The organism is Streptomyces sp. SYP-A7185 (assembly GCF_046103685.1).
GTDB lineage: Bacteria > Actinomycetota > Actinomycetes > Streptomycetales > Streptomycetaceae > Streptomyces.
In genome coordinates, this window is record NZ_CP122310.1 from 6,886,096 (window position 1) to 6,904,512 (window position 18,417).

At 72.4% G+C, this 18,417-nt stretch carries 16 protein-coding genes; 11 read left to right on the plus strand and 5 right to left on the minus strand.

The annotated features are described in order from the left end of the window. Window positions 1-146: 146 nt before the first annotated feature. From QBL25_RS30295 to QBL25_RS30310, 4 genes are read left to right on the plus strand one after another with little or no spacing between them, the layout of a single operon-like run. Window positions 147-3,035, plus strand: coding sequence for a GNAT family N-acetyltransferase (locus QBL25_RS30295; protein ID WP_409060113.1), 2,889 nt, complete (start codon window positions 147-149; stop codon window positions 3,033-3,035). 42 nt (window positions 3,036-3,077) lie between these two features. Next, window positions 3,078-3,674: a DUF5998 family protein gene (locus QBL25_RS30300; protein ID WP_409060114.1), complete on the plus strand. Its 597-nt coding sequence runs from the start codon at window positions 3,078-3,080 to the stop codon at window positions 3,672-3,674. After that, the gene (locus QBL25_RS30305; RefSeq protein WP_409060115.1) at window positions 3,674-4,867 is read left to right on the plus strand and encodes an alkaline phosphatase family protein; all 1,194 of its coding nucleotides are present in this window, start codon (window positions 3,674-3,676) and stop codon (window positions 4,865-4,867) included. The genes QBL25_RS30300 and QBL25_RS30305 overlap by 1 nt, the downstream gene beginning before the upstream one ends. A 54-nt stretch (window positions 4,868-4,921) precedes the next feature. Continuing rightward, window positions 4,922-5,581 carry a thymidine kinase gene (locus tag QBL25_RS30310; protein WP_409060116.1) on the plus strand — a complete coding sequence of 220 codons (660 nt, stop codon included), beginning with the start codon at window positions 4,922-4,924 and terminating at the stop codon, window positions 5,579-5,581. Window position 5,582: 1 nt separating this feature from the next. Here the strand turns inward: QBL25_RS30310 and QBL25_RS30315 are convergent, their stop codons facing one another. Further along, window positions 5,583-6,389 (minus strand): VOC family protein, encoded by an 807-nt coding sequence (locus tag QBL25_RS30315; RefSeq protein WP_409060117.1) that lies wholly within the window; start codon window positions 6,387-6,389, stop codon window positions 5,583-5,585. A gap of 320 nt (window positions 6,390-6,709) precedes the next feature. Here QBL25_RS30315 and QBL25_RS30320 point away from each other — a divergent pair, with 320 nt between their 5' ends. Then, entirely contained in the window at window positions 6,710-7,564 is an 855-nt protein-coding gene (locus QBL25_RS30320; protein ID WP_409060118.1) for a sulfurtransferase, read from the plus strand. 81 nt (window positions 7,565-7,645) lie between these two features. Here QBL25_RS30320 and sepH read toward each other — a convergent pair whose 3' ends face one another. Continuing rightward, entirely contained in the window at window positions 7,646-8,743 is a 1,098-nt protein-coding gene (sepH, locus tag QBL25_RS30325; protein WP_409060119.1) for a septation protein SepH, read from the minus strand. A gap of 462 nt (window positions 8,744-9,205) precedes the next feature. Here sepH and QBL25_RS30330 point away from each other — a divergent pair, with 462 nt between their 5' ends. After that, window positions 9,206-10,510 (plus strand): hypothetical protein, encoded by a 1,305-nt coding sequence (locus QBL25_RS30330; RefSeq protein WP_409060120.1) that lies wholly within the window; start codon window positions 9,206-9,208, stop codon window positions 10,508-10,510. A 37-nt stretch (window positions 10,511-10,547) separates the two neighbouring features. Here QBL25_RS30330 and QBL25_RS30335 read toward each other — a convergent pair whose 3' ends face one another. Then, window positions 10,548-11,876, minus strand: a complete 1,329-nt coding sequence (locus tag QBL25_RS30335; protein ID WP_409060121.1) for a D-arabinono-1,4-lactone oxidase — start codon at window positions 11,874-11,876, stop codon at window positions 10,548-10,550. Then, window positions 11,827-13,074, minus strand: coding sequence for an MFS transporter (locus tag QBL25_RS30340; RefSeq protein WP_409060122.1), 1,248 nt, complete (start codon window positions 13,072-13,074; stop codon window positions 11,827-11,829). Before QBL25_RS30340 ends, QBL25_RS30335 begins: the two co-directional genes overlap by 50 nt. Window positions 13,075-13,219: 145 nt before the next feature. Here QBL25_RS30340 and QBL25_RS30345 point away from each other — a divergent pair, with 145 nt between their 5' ends. Together QBL25_RS30345 and QBL25_RS30350 are read left to right on the plus strand one after the other, a co-directional pair. After that, complete coding sequence (locus QBL25_RS30345) at window positions 13,220-14,347, plus strand: ferrochelatase (RefSeq protein WP_409060123.1); 1,128 nt, start codon at window positions 13,220-13,222, stop codon at window positions 14,345-14,347. A gap of 67 nt (window positions 14,348-14,414) precedes the next feature. Further along, entirely contained in the window at window positions 14,415-15,227 is an 813-nt protein-coding gene (locus QBL25_RS30350) for an inositol monophosphatase family protein (RefSeq protein WP_409060124.1), read from the plus strand. A gap of 129 nt (window positions 15,228-15,356) precedes the next feature. Here QBL25_RS30350 and QBL25_RS30355 read toward each other — a convergent pair whose 3' ends face one another. Beyond that, window positions 15,357-15,530 carry a hypothetical protein gene (locus QBL25_RS30355; RefSeq protein WP_351173867.1) on the minus strand — a complete coding sequence of 58 codons (174 nt, stop codon included), beginning with the start codon at window positions 15,528-15,530 and terminating at the stop codon, window positions 15,357-15,359. Between the two features lie 301 nt (window positions 15,531-15,831). Here QBL25_RS30355 and QBL25_RS30360 point away from each other — a divergent pair, with 301 nt between their 5' ends. The 3 genes from QBL25_RS30360 (at window position 15,832) to QBL25_RS30370 (ending at window position 18,413) form a co-directional block, all read left to right on the plus strand. Further along, window positions 15,832-16,485: a response regulator transcription factor gene (locus QBL25_RS30360; RefSeq protein ID WP_135331070.1), complete on the plus strand. Its 654-nt coding sequence runs from the start codon at window positions 15,832-15,834 to the stop codon at window positions 16,483-16,485. A gap of 6 nt (window positions 16,486-16,491) precedes the next feature. Continuing rightward, window positions 16,492-17,724 carry a sensor histidine kinase gene (locus QBL25_RS30365; RefSeq protein WP_409060125.1) on the plus strand — a complete coding sequence of 411 codons (1,233 nt, stop codon included), beginning with the start codon at window positions 16,492-16,494 and terminating at the stop codon, window positions 17,722-17,724. 392 nt (window positions 17,725-18,116) lie between these two features. Next, window positions 18,117-18,413: a DUF4193 domain-containing protein gene (locus QBL25_RS30370; protein ID WP_055544889.1), complete on the plus strand. Its 297-nt coding sequence runs from the start codon at window positions 18,117-18,119 to the stop codon at window positions 18,411-18,413. Window positions 18,414-18,417 lie beyond the last annotated feature (4 nt).

The window sequence follows — 18,417 nt, forward strand, 5'->3', positions numbered from 1 at the left end:
TCCACCGGCCGTTGGTCCGTACGGCGCCGGCCGATGGTCCGTGCTCCGTCGACCGTACGTCCTCGTGCCACGGACCCTCGTCCCGCCCCGCGACGTCTCCTAGCCTGCCCCGGCGGGAGCGCCCCCGCGACCCGTACCCTGGGCCCATGCAGACCCCGTCGGACCGGCACGCATACCCCTCCCACTGGGAAGCCGACGTCGTGCTGCGTGACGGAGGCACCGCCCGCATCAGGCCGATCACGGCCGAGGACGCGGACCGCCTGGTCAGCTTCTACGAGCAGGTCTCGGACGAATCGAAGTACTACCGCTTCTTCGCCCCCTACCCCCGTCTGTCCGCCAAGGACGTACACCGCTTCACCCATCACGACCAGGTGGACCGGGTGGGTCTTGCGGCCACCGTCGGCGGCGAGTTCATCGCCACCGTGCGCTTCGACCGCATCGACGAGCGCGGCATGTCCGCCAGTGCGCCCGCCGACGAGGCCGAGGTCGCCTTCCTCGTGCAGGACGCCCACCAGGGCAGGGGGGTCGCCTCCACGCTCCTGGAACACATCGCCGCCGTCGCCAGGGAGCGCGGCATCCGCCGCTTCGCCGCCGAGGTGCTGCCCGCGAACACCAAGATGATCAAGGTGTTCACCGATGCCGGGTACCAGCAGAAGCGCAGCTTCGAGGACGGCGTCGTACGGCTCGAATTCGATCTGGAGCCCACCGACCGCTCGCTCGCCGTGCAGCGCGCCCGTGAACAGCGGGCCGAGGCGCGCTCGGTGCAGCGGCTGCTCACGCCGAAGTCGGTCGCCGTGATCGGCGTCGGGCGCACGGCCGGCGGGGTCGGGCGCAGCGTGCTCCGCAATCTCCGGGGCGCGGGCTTCACGGGCCAGCTGTACGCGGTGAACAGCGCGTTCGAGGAGGGCACCGAGGTCGACGGCGTGCCCGCCCATCGCTCCGTGCGCGACATCGACGAGACCGTCGAGCTCGCCGTCGTCACCGTGCCCGCCGAGCGGGTGCCGCAGGCCGTCGCCGAGTGCGGTGAGCGCGGGGTGCTCGGGCTCGTCGTGATCTCCGCCGGATACGCGGAGAGCGGCCCCGAGGGGCGGGAGCGCCAGCGCGAACTGGTGCGGCAGGCGAGGTCGTACGGCACGCGCATCCTCGGCCCGAACGCCTTCGGCGTCATCAACACCTCGCCGGACGTGCGGCTCAACGCCTCGCTGGCCCCGCATCCCCCCGAGCGCGGCCGGATCGGCCTCTTCACCCAGTCCGGTGCGATCGGCATCGCGCTCCTGTCCGGGCTCCACCGGCGGGGCGCGGGCCTGTCGACCTTCGTGAGCGCGGGCAACCGCGCGGACGTGTCCGGCAACGACGTCCTCCAGTACTGGTACGAGGACCCGGACACCGACGTCGCCCTGATGTACCTCGAATCCATCGGCAACCCGCGCAAGTTCACCCGGCTCGCCCGGCGCGCGGCGACGGCCAAGCCGCTGGTCGTGGTGCAGGGCGCCCGGCACAGCGGGATCGCGCCCACGGGGCACGCCGTGCAGGCCACGCGCCTGCCGCACGCCACGGTGTCGGCGCTGCTGCGCCAGGCGGGGGTCATCCGGGTCGACACCGTCACCGAGATGGTGGACGCGGGGCTGCTCCTCGCGGGGCAGCCGCTGCCCGCCGGGCCGCGGGTGGCCATCCTCGGGAACTCCGAGTCGCTCGGGCTCCTCACGTACGACGCGTGTGTCGCCGACGGGCTCCGGCCGCTCCCGCCGCGGGACCTCACCACGGGGGCGACGCCCGCGGACTTCCGGGCCGCGCTGGCCGACGCCCTGTCGGACGACGCCTGCGACGCGGTGATCGTCACGGCGATCCCCTGGGTGGGGGAGGACGGGGCCACCGCGTCCCCCGAGGGCGAGGACCTCGCCGCCGCGCTGCGGGCGGCGGCCGCCGGATGCCCCGCGAAGCCCGTGGCCGTGGTGCACGTGGAACTGGGCGGGCTCGCCGAAGCGTTGGCCGCGGCCAGCCGGACCCGCCCCGACGCCCCGGCCCCGGTCTCCTCGGCACCCGGCGCCGAGCGCGGTGCCGCCCCTTCCCCGAGCACCCCACCGCGTACGGGCGGGGGAGCCCCCGATCCCGCCGCGGAACACCTGCCCGAGGCTGAAGCAGCCGGGAGCGGCGCCGCCCACCCCCACCGCATCCCCGCCTACCCCGCCGCCGAGCGTGCCGTCCGGGCGCTTGCCGAAGCCGTGAAGTACGCCCAGTGGCGGCGCGAGGCCAAGGAGCCCGGGAAGGTCCACGAGTACGAGGACATCGACGAGAGCGGGGCCGCCCGGCGGATCGACGAGCTGCTCGCCGAGCAGGATGATCCCCGCGGCGCCACCCTCGCCCAGGACGACGCCCGCGAACTGCTCGGGCGGTACGGCATCGACGTACGCGACGCCCTGCCCGCGCCGGACCCGGACGCGGCGGTGGCGGCGGCCCGCACGCTCGGCTACCCCGTGGCGCTCAAGACGACGGCCCCGCACCTGCGCCACCGCGCCGACCTCGGCGGCGTACGGCTCGATCTCGCGGACGAGGAACAACTGCGCAGGGCCTACGCCGAATTGACCCTGGCCTTCGGCAAGCCCGCCGAGCTGCGGCCCGTCGTGCAGGCGATGGCGCCCCGCGGCGTCGACACCGTCGTCCGGGCGGTCATCGACCCGGCGGCCGGAGCGGTGCTCTCCTTCGGGCTCGCGGGCGCCCCTTCCGAGCTGCTCGGCGACACGGGGCACCGGCTGATCCCCGTCACCGAGCGCGACGCGGGTTCCCTGGTCCGGTCCATCCGGACCGCCCCGCTCCTCTTCGGCTGGCGCGGTTCCGCACCGGTCGACACCCCCGCCCTCGAGGAGCTGCTCCAGCGGGTCTCGCGCCTCGTGGACGATCACCCCGAGGTGGTCGCCGTGTCCCTGGAGCCCGTGGTCGTCGCCCAGCGGGGCCTGTCCGTCCTCGGCGCCTCCGTGCGGCTCGCGCCGCCGCCGGCCCGCAACGACCTCGGCCCGCGGGCACTGCCCGGGTACTGAGGCGGCCACTGGGGCACCGTGCGCCCTCCGTCGGGTCGTAGGATGGACTCCATGGCAAAGACCGGTACGACGACCCAGGGGCTGCGCGCCGCGATCGAGCGCAGCGGCTACTACCCGGCCCTCGTGGCCGAGGCGGTGGAGGCCGCGATCGGCGGCGAGCCCATCGGGTCCTACCTGGTCCACCAGGAGACCACGTTCGACGCGAACGAAGTGCGCCGGCACGTGACGGTCCTCGTCCTGACCGGCACCCGCTTCATCGTCAGCCACACGGACGAGCAGGCGGCGGACAGCACCTCCCCGACGCCGTACGCGACGACCTCCACGGAGTCGGTCAAAATCGGCCGGATCTCATCGGTCGTCGTCAGCCGCGTCGTCGCCAACCCCGAGAAGTACGTCCCGGGCTCGCTTCCCCGCGAGGTCGTCCTGACCATCGGCTGGGGCGCCGTGTCGCGCATCGACCTGGAGCCCGCCGCCTGCGGCGATCCCAACTGCGAGGCGGACCACGGGTACACCGGCAGCTCCACCGCCGACGACCTCAGCCTCCGGGTCAGCGAGGCCGGCGACGGCCCGGACACCGTGCGCCAGACCCTGGCCTTCGCGCAGGCGCTGTCCGAGGCGACCGCGGACACCGCCCGCTGATGTCCCTGCCCGCCTGGGACGACGTACAGCCGCTCTCCCTCGACTCCGCGCCGGTGCCCGAGTACGGCGTGGGCTCGCTCGCCGACCTGCTGCCCACGCTCGTCGCCCACCAGGGCGTCGAGGGCTTCTCGCCCCTCATCCCGGAACTCGCGCCGGCCGACCGGAACTGCGTCTTCCTGATCGACGGCCTCGGCTGGGAGCAGCTGCGGGCCCACCCCGACGAGGCGCCCTTCCTGACCTCGCTCATCGGCTCGTCCCGCGGCGGCACGGGGCGTCCCATCACCGCGGGCTTCCCGGCCACCACCGCGACCTCCCTCGCCTCGGTCGGCACGGGCCTGCCCCCGGGCTCGCACGGCCTGCCGGGCTACACCGTGCGCAACCCCGCCACCGGCGAGCTGATGAACCAGCTCCGCTGGCAGCCCTGGACGGACCCGCGCGCGTGGCAGCCGTACCCCACGGTCTTCCAGCAGGCCCACGCGGCCGGCGTGCACACCGCCCAGGTGTCGTCCCCGACCTTCCAGAACACCCCGCTCACCAAGATCGCGCTGAGCGGCGGCAGCTTCCGCGGCAAGCTCTCCGGCGAGGACCGCATGGACCTCGCGGCCGAGCAACTGGGCGCGGGCGACCGCTCGCTGGTCTACACGTACTACGCGGAGGTGGACGGCAAGGGCCACCGCTTCGGCGTCGACTCCGACGCCTGGCGCGGCCAGCTCATGTACGTCGACCGGCTGGTCCAGCGCCTGGCCGAACAGCTCCCGCCGCGCAGCGCCCTGTACGTCACCGCCGACCACGGCATGCTCGACATCCCCTTCGACGAGCGGTCCCGCATCGACTTCGACGAGGACTGGGAGCTGCGTGCCGGCGTCGCCCTCCTCGGCGGCGAGGGCCGCGCGCGCCACGTGTACGCGGTGCCGGGCGCCGAGAACGACGTCCTGACCGTCTGGCGCGAGGTGCTCGGCGAGCAGTTCTGGGTGGCGAGCAGGGACGAGGCCATCGCGGCGGGCTGGTTCGGCCCGCCCGGCGCCGTCGACGAGCGGGTGTACGCGCGCTTCGGCGACGTCATCGCGGCGGCCCACGACGACGTGGCGATCATCGCCACGGAGAAGGAACCGAAGGAGTCGGCCCTGGTCGGCATGCACGGCTCCATGACCCCCGTCGAGCAGCTCGTGCCGCTCGTCGAAGTACGCTCCTGACCGGACGCCCGGCGACCCCGTCCCCTCGTACGTCTCGAAAGGCCTCAACCCCCCATGCCCGAGCTGGTGTTCTTCTCCGGAACGATGGACTGCGGAAAGAGCACGCTGGCTCTGCAGATCGAGCACAACCGCTCGGCCCGCGGTCTGAAGGGGATGATCTTCACCCGTGACGACCGCGCGGGCGAGGGCAAGCTCTCTTCGCGGCTCGGGCTCGTCACGGACGCGATCGAGGCCGCCGACGACTTCGACTTCTACGCCCATCTGGTCGACCACCTCTCGCAGGGCGGCCGCGCGGACTACGTGATCGCGGACGAGGCGCAGTTCCTCGCTCCCGGGCAGATCGACCAGCTGGCGCGCGTCGTGGACGACCTGGGTCTCGACGTGTTCGCCTTCGGCATCACCACGGACTTCCGCTCCAAGCTCTTCCCGGGCTCGCAGCGCCTGGTGGAACTCGCCGACCGCGTCGAGGTGTTGCAGGTCGAGGCGCTGTGCTGGTGCGGAGCCCGCGCCACCCACAACGCCCGCACCATCAACGGCGCGATGGTCGTCGAAGGCGCCCAGGTCGTCGTCGGCGACGTCAACCACGCGGCGGACGAGGTGGGTTACGAGGTCCTGTGCCGTCGTCACCACCGGCGCCGGATGACGGCGGCGACCTCGCGCGCGGGCGCCCTGTCGCCCGACGTGCTGCCGGTCGACACGGCGTCCCGCGTCTGAGTCAGCTCTCCGAGCGCACGAGGGTGAAGACCGCGCCCTCCGGATCGGCGACCGTGGCCACCCGCCCATGGGTGCCCGCCCGGGCGGGCCGCACGACGTGCCCGCCCAGTTCGACGACCCGCGCCACCGACTCGTCCACGTCGGCGACCTCGAAGTACGTCATCCAGTGCGCCCCGCGGTCGCGCGGCAGCGCCTGGCCCACGCCGTGCACCGAGGCCACCGGCCGGCCGTCGGCCTGGAGCGTCACGTAGTCGAAGTCGGCCGAGACGACCGCCTCCTCGGTGTAGCCGAAGACCGCTTGGTAGAACTTGACGACGCCTGCCGTCTCCTGCGTGACCAGTTCGTTCCAGGCCGGGGTGCCGGGCGCCCCGGCGAGGGAGGCGCCCAGGTGCTCGGCCGCCTGCCAGATCCCGAAGACCGCGCCCGCGGGGTCCACCGCGATGGCCATCCGCCCGGCCGGACCCGCGTCCAGCGGGCCGACGCCGATCGTGCCGCAGCAGTGCCGCACGGCTTCGGCGGTCGCGTTCACGTCGTCCGACGCCAGGTACGGCGTCCAGGCGATCGGCAAGTGGTGGTCGGGCGGCAGCTGCCCGATCCCGGCGACCTCATGGCCGTCGAGCAGCGCCCGCACGTACGGCCCGAGCTGCTCCGGGCCAGGCCGGAACTCCCAGCCGAACAACGCTCCGTAGAACTCCTGGGTCGTGGCCAGGCCATGCGCCATCAGGCTCACCCAGGTGGGTGTGCCGGGCGCGCGGCGGACGGCCCCCGAGCCGTCACGCTGACCCGTCGACCCCCGTGCCTCCGTCATCGTCACTCTCTCCTCGGCCCGTCATGGTGGCCGCTCGGCTCCGCTTTCGAACACACGTACCTATGCCGTGCGTTTGCCCGCCCGTGCAGATGCTCGCACCACCCGCGGCGCCGCGCGCCCCGGCCGCGTCGCTCGTCCCGGCTCCGCCCAGAGGATGCCCGGTTTGCCGTTTCTCATCCGTTAACGCGCGATTGCTCGGTGGTGTCGTTCGGCAGTACACGGCGTGCCCGGTTCTGTACGCCACGTGTTCGTCGGTCGTACGGCGGAGCAGGGTAGCCGGACCCGGCCGACACGGCCACCCCGTGCGCAAGGATGGGGCCATGAATGCCATCATCTCCGCATCCGAACTCGCGAGCGACCTGGCGGGCGAGAACCCGCCAGTGCTCCTGGACATCCGCTGGCAGCTCAGCACCGCCAAGGCGGCGGGCGCCCCCGCCTTCGACGGGCGCGCCGCGTACGAGAAGGGGCACATCCCGGGAGCGGTCTTCGTCGACCTGGACGCCGACCTCGCGGGCTCCGCGGGAGCGGCCGGACGGCACCCGCTGCCGGATCTGGAGCACTTCGGTGCGGTGATGCGGGCGGCCGGCGTCTCGGCCGACCGGGACGTGATCGTGTACGACGGCGGACAAGGCTGGGCCGCCGCACGCGCCTGGTGGCTGTTGCGCTGGACGGGGCATCCCTCGGTCCGGGTGCTCGACGGAGGGCTCGCGGCCTGGGGCGGCCCGCTGGAGCAGGGCGACGAGCGTCCGGCGGCCGAGGGCTCGTTCGTGCCCCGGGCGAACACCACGGACCTCCTGGACGCCGACGCGGCGGCCGCGCTCGCCCGCTCCGGGCTGCTCCTGGACGCCCGCGCGGCCGAGCGCTACCGCGGTGACGTCGAGCCGATCGACCGCGTCGGCGGCCACATCCCGGGCGCGGTCTCGGCGCCGACCACGGAGAACGTCACCGCGGACGGCACCTTCAAGCCGGCCGCCGAACTCGCGGACCGCTTCAACTCCCTGGGCGCCGCCGACACCTCCGAGGTCGGCGTCTACTGCGGCTCGGGCGTCTCCGGCGCCCACGAGGTGCTGGCGCTCGCGGTGGCGGGCATCCCGGCGTCGCTGTACGTCGGCTCGTGGTCGGAGTGGTCGTCGGACGCCTCCCGCCCGGTGGCCAAGGGCCCGGACCCGCAGTAGCCGACGGAACGCCGTCGGGGCCCCGCACCTGCCCGGTGCGGGGCCCCGACGCCGTACGACGGTGAACTGCTCTTGGCCGGACTACTCCTGCTTCTTGCGGCGCGTGCCGAAGACGATCTCGTCCCAGCTGGGCACCGCGGCGCGCCGTCCGGGGCGGACGCCGTCGGCCTCCGCCTGGCGGTCGGTGGTGCCGACGAGACGGTCGCGGTGGCTGGCCACCGAGCGCGGCATCAGGACGTCCGCGTAAGCGGCACCCGCGCCGGCCGAAGCCGCGGGGGGCTCCTCGGCCTCCGGGTCCTGCTCGGGATCCTCGGCGGGCGGCAGGTCCGTGGCCGGCAGCGCGGGGCGCTCCGGCACGATCATGTCGCCGCGGAAGCTCGGCACCGCCTCCAGGAGGCTGGTGAGCGAGTCCCGCTCCGACTCGGAGACGGCGGTGGTCGCGGCGGTGGACACGCCGTCCTCCGAGGGCTCCGGGGGCAGCGGCGCGGTCGGGCGCTCCAACTGCCGGTCCAGGGCGCGGTCCAGCGGCCGGTCGAGCGAGGGCCGGTCCCGGGGCAGCCGGGCGATGCGCGGCACGAACGGGAAGCTGGGCTCGGGCGCGGCGATGTCGTCCGTCTCGCCGATCAGCGAGCGGGCTTCGTCGTCCACGGCCTGCACGAGCCGCCTGGGCGGGTCGTACGTCCAGCTCGCGGAGTGCGGTTCGGTCGCGACGCGGTAGACGAGGAGGACCTCCCACGTGCCGTCGTCACGGCGCCAGGAGTCCCACTGGACGGTCTCCTTGTCGGCGCCGCGCAGGAGCAGGCGCTCCCCGACGGCCTCGCCGAGCTGAGGTCCGGTGTTCTCGCCGGGGCGGCGTACAGGGGTCTTCCGGGCCCGCTCGGCCATGAAGGCGCGCTCGGCGAGCACGGGTCCTTCGAAGCGGCGGACGCGATCGACGGGGATTCCAGCGAGCGAGGCGACTTCCTCCGCGCTGGCACCGGCACGTATACGCGCCTGGATGTCGCGGGGGCGGAGGTGGCTCTCCACCTCGATCTCGATCTGGCCGAGACGCGGACGGTCACCGCGCACGGCGGCGCGCAGCCGCTCGTCGATCGGAAGCGTGTACTCCGTGCTGTCCGCAGCCTTCAGCACCAGCCGTGTGCCGTCGTTGCTGACGGCCACGACACGCAGTTCGGGCATGGGGACCTCCCGGGTGGTGCCTGCCGACGTCACGTGCGTCGCTGCTTCCGCTAGTCGAGTGTGGCCTGCCCGGGTGCAGCCTGCCACAACCTTGCCGAGTTGCCCGGCGTGTCGGGCGTGGGCCCAAGGCCGCCGTTATGGCACGGTTACCTTTTCGCAACTCTCAGTGACCACTTTGGTCACCCTGTGCAGCGAGCCCCCTCCCGGCGGACCTGGCAGGCCCCGGGCACCCAGGTGGGAGACCGGACCCAGGGCTCGCAACAGTACTCCATTCGGGCCACGCGGGTGGTCCGCCGCGCCGCCGAACTTCTCGTGGGGGACGGGAGTTGGCGCGGGGGGATACCCGGGCAGGGTGGTCCATGAGTGGCACACTTCACGGAATCTCCAGAAACGGAACTATCCACTTCACCCATACGTCCCTTTCTCGTGCAGTCAGTCGAGAAAGGCAGGCAAGGGTCGGAGATGCGTGAAAAGCCGGATTCCGGCAAGGAGTCGAGGGACCGGGCGAAGCCGGACGAGTCGGCGGAGCCGGAGGAGAAGCGGCGTCTCGACCTCAGTGTGCCGCAGGTGGCGGGGAGCGCCGTGGCCGCGGTCGTGGCGGCGAAGCTCGCCTCCAGCTTCGGCGTCTACGGCACGATCCTGGGCGCCGGCGTGGTGAGTGCGGTCGCGACCTGCGGCGGCACGGTCTTCCAGCACTTCTTCCGGCGCACGGGAGAGCAGATACGTGACGTCACCGTGCAGGCCAAGCCGAGGGCGCGTCAGGTACCGCTGACCGACGGCTCGGGCGCACCGGTGGCGCAGACGTTCAGAGCCTCGGCGCCCGCGGACGCCGCGGCGCACACCGGGGCGGGGCGGGTCACGGCCGGGGCCGGTCCCGTGACGACGACATGGGGGAGACCGGTCGAGCCGGACCCGGCCTCGGTGCTGCCTCCCGCGGTCGACGCGGCGGATCGCACGAACGTGCTGCCGGTGACGGACGTGGACCCGGACCGCACGACGCTGCTGCCCGTGACGGAGGCCGACGCCGACCGTACGACGGTGCTGCCGGTGCCGGGCGCCGACCCGGACCGCACGACCTTGCTGCCCGTGACGGACGCCGGAGCCGACGCCGAGAAGACCCAGCTGCTCGGTTCGGTCGACGCCACCCGGCCGGTGCCCCGCGACGACGCGACGCGCGTCCTGCGGCAGACCGGTCCGGGCGCGTCGCGGGAGCCGGCGCAGGCGCCGCTCCCCTCGGAGGAGTTCACCTCAGGCACCACGCACCGCACGCAGGTCCGCAGCTGGAAGCGGCCGTTGATCGCGGCCGCCGTGGTCTTCGGTGTCGCCATGGCCGGCATCACCACGTACGAGCTCGTCTCCGGCGAGGACTTCAGCGGGGGGCACGGGACCACGATCGGCAACGGCTTCTCGGGCCGCAACAGCGCGCCGGACCCGGGGCCCACGCCCTCCACCGATCCCTCGGGGCAGCCGTCCGACGGTGCCTCCACGGGGACGGACGAGGGCTCCCGGCCGGGCGAAGACGCCTCGCCAGGCCCGGACGGGTCGCAGCCGCAGTCGCCGGACGGCGGCGACGGCTCGGGCTCCGGCACGAAGGACGACCCGGACAAGGGCTCGGACTCCGGTACGGGCTCCGGGGACGACGACGGTTCGAAGACGGACCCGACGCCTACGCCGACCCCCACCCCGACTCCCACGCCGACCCCGTCGAGCGGCGGCGACACCGGGAACGGGAACGACGGCCAGCGGGGAGAGACCGCCACCCCGTAGGCGGCGGTCTCCGGTCCGGGCCGGGTCCTGGGCGCGCTCAGTCGCCCAGGACCCGGCGCAGGTAGGCGTTGCCGAACGTGCGGCCCGGGTCCAGGCGGTCGCGCAGGGCCGTGAACTCGCCGAAGCGCGGGTAGGCCCGGGCGAAGTACTCGGCGTCACGGGTGTGGATCTTGCCCCAGTGGGGCCGGCCCTCGTGCGCCGTGAAGATCCGCTCGGCGGCCGTGAAGTACGCCTGGTAGGGCGTGCCCCGGTACATGTGGACGGCGATGTACGCGCTCTCCCGGCCCGAGGCGGTGGAGAGCGTGATGTCGTCCGCGGGGGCCGTACGCACCTCCACGGGGAAGCTGATCCGCAGCCGCGAGCGCTCCACCATCGTCTTCAGCTCGCGCAGGGTCTCCACGAGGGCGGCCCGCGGAACGGCGTACTCCATCTCCATGAAGCGCACGCGGCGCGGGCTCGTGAAGACCTTGTAGGGGATGTCCGTGTAGGTGCGGGCGGAGAGGGCCTTGCTGGAGATCTTGGCGATGCCGGGGACGGTCGCGGGGACGGCCCTGCCGATCGTGTTGACCACCTGGAAGAGGCCGTTGGACAGGACCTCGTCCTCCAGGAAGGCGCTGATCCTGCCGGGCGGGGCGGCGGGGCCCGCGCTGCGGTTGTTGCGCTTGGTGTTGCAGTTGCCGGTGTGCGGGAACCAGTAGAACTCGAAGTGCTCGTTCTCGGCGAAGAGCGCGTCGAACTCGCTCGTGACCTTGTCGAAGGTCATCGGCTCCTCACGGGCGGTGAGGTGGAAGACGGGCTCCACGGCGAAGGTGATCGCGCTGATCACGCCGAGCGCCCCGAGGCCGATCCGGGCCGCCGCGAAGACCTCGGGGTTCTCCTTCTCGGAGCAGGTGAGGACCGTGCCGTCCGCGGTGACCAGCTCCAGCGCGATGATCTGGGCGGAGATCGAGGCCGAGTCGCGGCCCGTGCCGTGCGTCCCCGTGCTGATCGCGCCGGAGACCGTCTGCTCCATGATGTCGCCCATGTTCGTGAGCGAGAGGCCCTCGCGCGCGAGCGCCGCGTTCAGGCGCTTCAGCGGCGTGCCCGCCTCCACCGTGACGGTGCCGGCCTCGCGGTCGATCCTGCGGATGCCGGTGAGGAGTTCGGGGCGTATCAGCAGGCCGTCGGTCGCGGCGGTCGCGGTGAAGGAGTGGCCCGTGCCGACCGGCTTCACCTTCAGGCCGTCCTCCTTGGCCTGCCGCAGCGCGGCGGTGAGCTCGTCGACCGACGCGGGGGTGACCTCCCTGACCGGGCGCGCGGTGACGTTGCCCGCCCAGTTACGCCACGCCTTGCTCTTCCCGCTGCCCGTGCCCGTTGCCGTGCTCATGGGTCCCTCCCCGTCGCGGAACCGGCCTCTTCAGCCGGCGATACCCCAGGAACCCGACCGCGACCGCGACGGCCCCCGAGAGTCCGGGGACCGCGTACCCGGCGTCCGATCCGGCCGCGTCGATGACCCAGCCGGCCGCGGAGGAGCCGAGCGCGACGCCGACCGCGAGTCCGGTGCTCACCCAGGTCATGCCCTCGGTCAGCTTCGCGCGTGGTACGTGCTGTTCGACGAGGGCCATCGTCGTGATCATGGTCGGCGCTATGGAGAGGCCCGCGATGAACAACGCCACGGCCAGAAACGGAAGGTTCCCGACCAATTGAAGCGGGATCATACTCACGGCCATCGCGCACACGCCCAGCAGCCACCGAGGTGCGGGCGCCCCCTTGAAGTGCATGAGCCCGAAGGCCGCCCCCGCCACACAGGAGCCGAGCGCGTACACCGCGAGGACCAGGCTCGCCATCGCCTTGTGGCCCTGGTCCTCGGCGTACGCCACCGTCACCACGTCGATGGACCCGAAGATCGCACCGGTGGCCACGAAGGTCGCGACCAGGACCTGGAGCCCTCCGGAGCGCAGCGCCGAGCCCCTGGTGTGGTGTTCGCGCCCGTGCGGCACCGGCTCGGTGGCCCGCTGCGCGGTCAGCCAGAAGACGCCCACGGCGAGGAAGACACCGGCCAGCAGCGGCCCCGCCTCGGGGAACCACACCGTGGAGAGGCCGATCGAGATGATCGGGCCGAAGATGAAGCAGATCTCGTCCACCACGGACTCGAAGGAGTACGCGGTGTGCAGCTGCGGGGTGTCGCGGTAGAGCACGGCCCAGCGCGCCCTGATCATCGAACCCACGCTCGGCACGCAGCCCACGAGGGCGGCGAAGGCGAAGAGCGTCCAGTCCGGCAGTCCGTACTTCGCGCAGAGCAGGAGTCCCGCGACCGCGGCCAGCGACGCCAGGGTCGCGGGCCTGAGCACCCGGCGCTGGCCGTACCGGTCCACGAGACGCGAGATCTGCGGGCCGATCGCGGCGGCGGAGAGCGCGACGGTCGCGGAGAGCGCGCCCGCCAGGCCGTACCGCCCGGTCAGCTGGGACACCATCGTCACGATGCCGATGCCCATCATCGACAGCGGCATCCGGCCGAGGAAGCCGGCCGCCGAGAACCCCTTGGTGCCGGGGGCGGCGAAGATGGCGCGGTAGGGGCTTGGCACGTGGGACTCCGCTGAAGCGCCGGGGCGGCCGCGCGTGGAGGGGCCCCGGTAAGGCGTAAAGATGGCCAATACAGCTTACGGTTCCGACAGGCCCGGACGCACCATGATTTTTCGGCTGTCGGTGCCGGGTGGCAGGATCGGACACATGCCCGATGCGCTCGATGCCTCGCCCTATGACGCCCTGCTGCTGCTCTCCTTCGGCGGCCCCGAAGGCCCGGACGACGTGGTCCCGTTCCTGGAGAACGTGACCCGGGGCCGCGGCATCCCCAAGGAGCGGCTCAAGGAGGTGGGTCAGCACTACTTCCTGTTCGGTGGCGTCAGCCCCATCAACGACCAGAACCGCGCCCTCCTGGACGCCCTGCGCAAGGACTTCGCCGAGCACGGCCTGGACCTTCCGGTCTACTGGGGCAACCGCAACTGGGCGCCCTATCTGACCGACACCCTGCGCGAGCTCGTCCGGGACGGCCACCGCCGGGTGCTCGTCCTCGCGACCAGCGCGTACGCCTCGTACTCGGGCTGCCGTCAGTACCGCGAGAACCTCGCCGAGTCCCTCGCCGTGCTCGCCTCCGAGGGGCTTGAGGTGCCGCGCGTCGACAAGCTGCGGCATTACTTCAACCACCCCGGTTTCGTCCGCCCCATGATCGACGGGGTCCTGAAGTCCCTGGCCGAGCTCCCCGACGACGTGCGGGACGGGGCGCACCTCGCCTTCACGACGCACTCCATCCCGACCGCGGCGGCCGACACCTCGGGCCGCGTCGAGGACCACGGGGATGGCGGGGCGTACGTGGCGCAGCACCTGGACGTGGCCCGGCTCATCGCGGAGGCGGTGCGCGAGGAGACCGGCGTCGAGCACCCCTGGGAGCTCGTCTACCAGTCGCGCAGCGGCGCCCCGCACATCCCCTGGCTCGAGCCGGACATCTGCGACCACCTGGAGGAGCGGCACGCGGCGGGCGCGCCCGCGGTGGTGATGGTCCCGATCGGCTTCGTCTCGGACCACATGGAAGTGCTGTACGACCTCGACACCGAGGCCGTGGAGAAGGCCGCCGAGCTGGGCCTGCCGGTCCGCCGCTCCGCCACGGTCGGCGCCGACCCGCGGTTCGCCGCCGCGGTGCGGGACCTGATCCTGGAGCGCTCCGCCACGGAGAGCGGGCGTGACGTCGCCCCCTGCGTCCTGGGCGCGCTCGGCGCGAGCCACGACCGGTGCCCGGTGGGCTGCTGCCCGTCCCGCGCCCCGAAGCCCGCCGCCGCGGGCGCCGACAGCCCGTACGCGTGACCCGGCCCCCGCAGGGGCACCCCGCAGCGCCGCGCAGGCACTGCCCGCAGGCACAAGGAGCACCGTCGTGACCGACCCCGCAGACCAGCAGCTGAAGGCCGAACTCCTCGGCGTGGCCCTGGAGGCCGCGCACCGGGCCGGGGCCTTCCTGCGCGACGGACGCCCGGACGACCTGGGCGTGGCCGCCACCAAGACCAGCGCGGTCGACGTCGTCACCGAGATGGACATCGCCTCCGAGAAGCTGATCACCGACTTCCTCGCCGAGCGCAGGCCGGACGACGGCGTGCTCGGCGAGGAGGGCGCGAGCTCCGCGGGCAGCAGCGGCGTCCAGTGGGTGATCGACCCGATCGACGGCACCGTGAACTACCTGTACGGACGTCCGGACTGGTCGGTGTCCGTCGCGGCCCGCAAGGACGGCGAAACGCTGGTGGGCGTGGTGCACGCCCCGATGCGCGGCGAGACCTACCGCGCGGTCCTCGGCCAGGGCGCCTTCGTCAACGACAAGCCCGCGCACACCCGCCCCGCGCCCCCGTTCGAACAAGCCCTCGTCGGCACCGGGTTCGGGTACGTCGCCGAGCGACGCGTCCGGCAGGCCGAGGTGGCCCGGCAGCTGATCCCGCTGGTCCGGGACATCCGGCGCGGCGGCTCGGCGGCGATCGACCTGTGCGACGTCGGCCTCGGCCGCCTGGACGCGTACTACGAGCGCGGCCTCAACCCGTGGGACTTCGCCGCCGGTGACCTCGTCGCCCGGGAGGCGGGCGCGCTGACCGGCGGACGCCCCGGAGAGGCACCCACGGGCGAGCTGACCGTCGCCGCCCCGCCCGGCCTCTTCGAGGACCTCCAGGGGCGCCTGGAAGAGCTCGGCGCCTGGCACGACTGACCGGCGCGGGGGCGGTGCGGACCGGCGCTGATGGGCGCCGACCGGCGCTGACCAGCACGGAAGGCGCGCACGCGGAAGGGCCCCGGCATCTCGTCCACGGATGCCGGGGCCCTTCTGCTGACGTGTGGATCAGGCGTGCAGCACGCCGACCTCCACCCCGTGCTCGGCGGCCAGCCGGTGGAGATCTTCGAGCTCGGCCTGCTCGACCTCGGCAAGGAAGTCGTCGCCCGTCTCACGGGCCTTCGTGAGGTCGGATTCCGTGGCCTTTATGCGCTGCAGCAGTCCTGCGGTAAAAGCGTCCATGGTTGCGCCCCCTCGGCTGGGTCGTGGGTCGTCGGCACGGGGGTGTGCCCAAGAAGGGGCGATCACGTCTCAAGCCGCCCTGGAGAAGCGGTTCGTGGCGCGCCACATACAAAGCGTGATCGCGGGGTGTGCAGTCGTCCTCCCCGGGCTCCCTTCCACGGAAACCTCAACCGTCGGAGAAAATCCCGCATTCCCCTGCCAGGACACCGCCTTACAGCCGGTTTATGGCCGAAAGGGGCAGGATGGAGGCCACACCCCACGAACAGACCTGCCCGCAGGGGCACAGAGGAAGGACAGCGCCGTGCGCGTACTCGTCGTCGAGGACGAGCAGCTGCTCGCCGATGCGGTGGCCACCGGACTGCGCCGGGAGGCCATGGCCGTCGACGTCGTGTACGACGGAGCGGCCGCCCTGGAACGCATCGGGGTCAATGACTACGACGTCGTGGTGCTCGACCGGGACCTCCCGCTCGTGCACGGGGACGACGTCTGCCGCAAGATCGTCGAGCTCGGCATGCCGACCCGCGTCCTGATGCTCACGGCGTCGGGCGACGTCAGCGACCGCGTCGAGGGCCTGGAGATCGGCGCCGACGACTACCTCCCCAAGCCCTTCGCGTTCAGCGAGCTCACGGCACGCGTGCGTGCCCTCGGCCGGCGCACCAGCGTGCCGCTGCCGCCCGTCCTGGAGCGCGCCGGGATCAAGCTCGACCCGAACCGCCGCGAGATCTTCCGCGACGGCAAGGAGATCCAGCTCGCGCCCAAGGAGTTCGCCGTCCTGGAGGTGCTGCTGCGCAGCGAGGGCGCCGTCGTCTCCGCCGAGCAGCTCCTGGAGAAGGCCTGGGACGAGAACACCGACCCGTTCACGAACGTGGTCCGGGTGACCGTCATGACCCTGCGGCGGAAGCTCGGCGAGCCCGCCGTCATCGTGACGGTGCCCGGCTCCGGCTACCGGATCTGATCCCCGGTGGCCGCGACCCCGGCGCCACCGACGGCGCCGCCGAAGCCGACCTGGGACCCGCGGAAGGTCGAAGTGCCCTTCCCGTGGCTGCGCCCCACGATCCGTATACGCCTCACCCTGCTCTACGGCGGCATGTTCCTCATCGCGGGCATCCTGCTGCTCTCGATCATCTATCTGCTCGCCGCGCAGGCCTTGAACGTGGGCAGCGACCTGCCGTTCAAGATCGTCTCGGGGCAGGTGGCCAGCGACAGCTGCAACTTCCCGACCAGCCCGTCCGCGGGTGAGCTCAACAGCGCCATGAACGCCTGCGTCAACGAACAGCGCCAGCACGCCCTGGACAACCTCCTGAGCCGCTCGCTGCTGGCCCTGCTGGGGCTCGCCGTGATCGCCTTCGCCTTCGGGTACGCGATGGCGGGCCGCGTCCTGTCGCCGCTGGGCCGCATCACGCGCACCGCCCGCAGGGTGGCCGGCACGGACCTGACCCGGCGCATCGAACTGGACGGCCCGGACGACGAGTTGAAGGAGCTCTCGGACACCTTCGACGAGATGCTGGACCGCCTGGAGCGGGCCTTCACCGCCCAGCAGCGGTTCGTCGGGAACGCCTCGCACGAGCTGCGCACCCCGCTCGCGATCAACCGCACGCTGCTGGAGGTGCACCTCTCCGACCCGGGGGCGCCCCCCGAGCTCCAGCAGCTCGGCAAGACGCTCCTGGCGACCAACGAACGCAGCGAGCAGCTCGTGGAGGGCCTGCTGCTGCTCGCCCGCAGCGACAACCAGATCGTGGAGCGCAAGCCGGTCGACCTCGCCGAGGTCGCCGACCGCGCGGTCGACCAGGTGCTCACCGAGGCGGAGGCGAAGGGCGTGGAGATCCGCGGGGAGCGCGCCCCGGCCGTCGTCCAGGGCAACGGCGTCCTGCTGGAGCGGATCGCCCTGAACCTCGTCCAGAACGCCGTCCGGTACAACGTGCAGGAGGACGGCTGGGTCGAGGTCACCACGGAGGCCCAGCACGGCCAGGCGGTCCTCGTGGTGTCGAACACGGGCCCCGTGGTGCCCGCGTACGAGATCGACAATCTCTTCGAGCCGTTCCGGCGGCTCAGGACCGAGCGCACGGGCAGTGACAAGGGCGTGGGACTCGGCCTGTCGATCGCCCGGTCGGTGGCGCGGGCCCACGGGGGCCGTATCATCGCGGAGCCGCGCGAGGGGGGAGGGCTCGTGATGCGAGTCACCCTTCCTCTCTGAGATGCTGCCGCGACTCGCCGCGATGTTCGCTTTGCGCGGAATTTTCGGGACCTGTTCCTGGAGATTTCGTGTGCGATCGATCACAGGGGCGAATTTTCGGCCATCTACTCTCCGTGATCGTGAAAGTCGTCGGAAAGCCGGGAAAATCCGGGTTTTCAGGGGTCTTGATCACGGGAAGTACACGGGGTGGCGCCTGTGAAGTGCGACATTCGGACCGTGTACGGTCCCGATCGCCATCCAAACCGATCACCTCTTCAGGGGTGCGGTTGGGTGTCGATTGAGTAACAGACCTTGATGTGAGGCAAAATCTCCGCCTCAGGTCGGGCACAAGTCCGGCCTCTCACGCGTTACGTGCGCTGAGACACCGCAGACACCCAGAGGGGGAGAGCGACATGGCAACGGACTACGACACCCCACGCAAGACCGACGATGACGTCAACGAGGACAGCATCGAGGAACTGAAGGCGCGGCGGAACGACAAGTCGACCTCGGCAGTGGACGTCGACGAGTTCGAGGCCGCAGAGGGCCTCGAACTGCCCGGCGCGGACCTGTCGAACGAGGAGCTCGCCGTACGGGTGCTCCCGAAGCAGCAGGACGAGTTCACCTGCATGAGCTGCTTCCTGGTGCACCACCGCAGCCAGCTGGCCAGGGAGAAGAACGGCCAGCCGATCTGCCGCGACTGCGACTAGGGCA

Excerpts from the sequence above, each read along its gene's own strand:
- QBL25_RS30295 (WP_409060113.1), top strand. The coding sequence starts at position 147 with ATGCAGACCCCGTCGGACCGGCACGCATACCCCTCCCACTGGGAAGCC.
- QBL25_RS30300 (WP_409060114.1), top strand. The coding sequence starts at position 3,078 with ATGGACTCCATGGCAAAGACCGGTACGACGACCCAGGGGCTGCGCGCC.
- QBL25_RS30305 (WP_409060115.1), top strand. The coding sequence starts at position 3,674 with ATGTCCCTGCCCGCCTGGGACGACGTACAGCCGCTCTCCCTCGACTCC.
- QBL25_RS30310 (WP_409060116.1), top strand. The coding sequence starts at position 4,922 with ATGCCCGAGCTGGTGTTCTTCTCCGGAACGATGGACTGCGGAAAGAGC.
- QBL25_RS30315 (WP_409060117.1), bottom strand. The coding sequence starts at position 6,389 with ATGACGGAGGCACGGGGGTCGACGGGTCAGCGTGACGGCTCGGGGGCC.
- QBL25_RS30320 (WP_409060118.1), top strand. The coding sequence starts at position 6,710 with ATGAATGCCATCATCTCCGCATCCGAACTCGCGAGCGACCTGGCGGGC.
- sepH (WP_409060119.1), bottom strand. The coding sequence starts at position 8,743 with ATGCCCGAACTGCGTGTCGTGGCCGTCAGCAACGACGGCACACGGCTG.
- QBL25_RS30330 (WP_409060120.1), top strand. The coding sequence starts at position 9,206 with ATGCGTGAAAAGCCGGATTCCGGCAAGGAGTCGAGGGACCGGGCGAAG.
- QBL25_RS30335 (WP_409060121.1), bottom strand. The coding sequence starts at position 11,876 with ATGAGCACGGCAACGGGCACGGGCAGCGGGAAGAGCAAGGCGTGGCGT.
- QBL25_RS30345 (WP_409060123.1), top strand. The coding sequence starts at position 13,220 with ATGCCCGATGCGCTCGATGCCTCGCCCTATGACGCCCTGCTGCTGCTC.
- QBL25_RS30355 (WP_351173867.1), bottom strand. The coding sequence starts at position 15,530 with ATGGACGCTTTTACCGCAGGACTGCTGCAGCGCATAAAGGCCACGGAA.
- QBL25_RS30370 (WP_055544889.1), top strand. The coding sequence starts at position 18,117 with ATGGCAACGGACTACGACACCCCACGCAAGACCGACGATGACGTCAAC.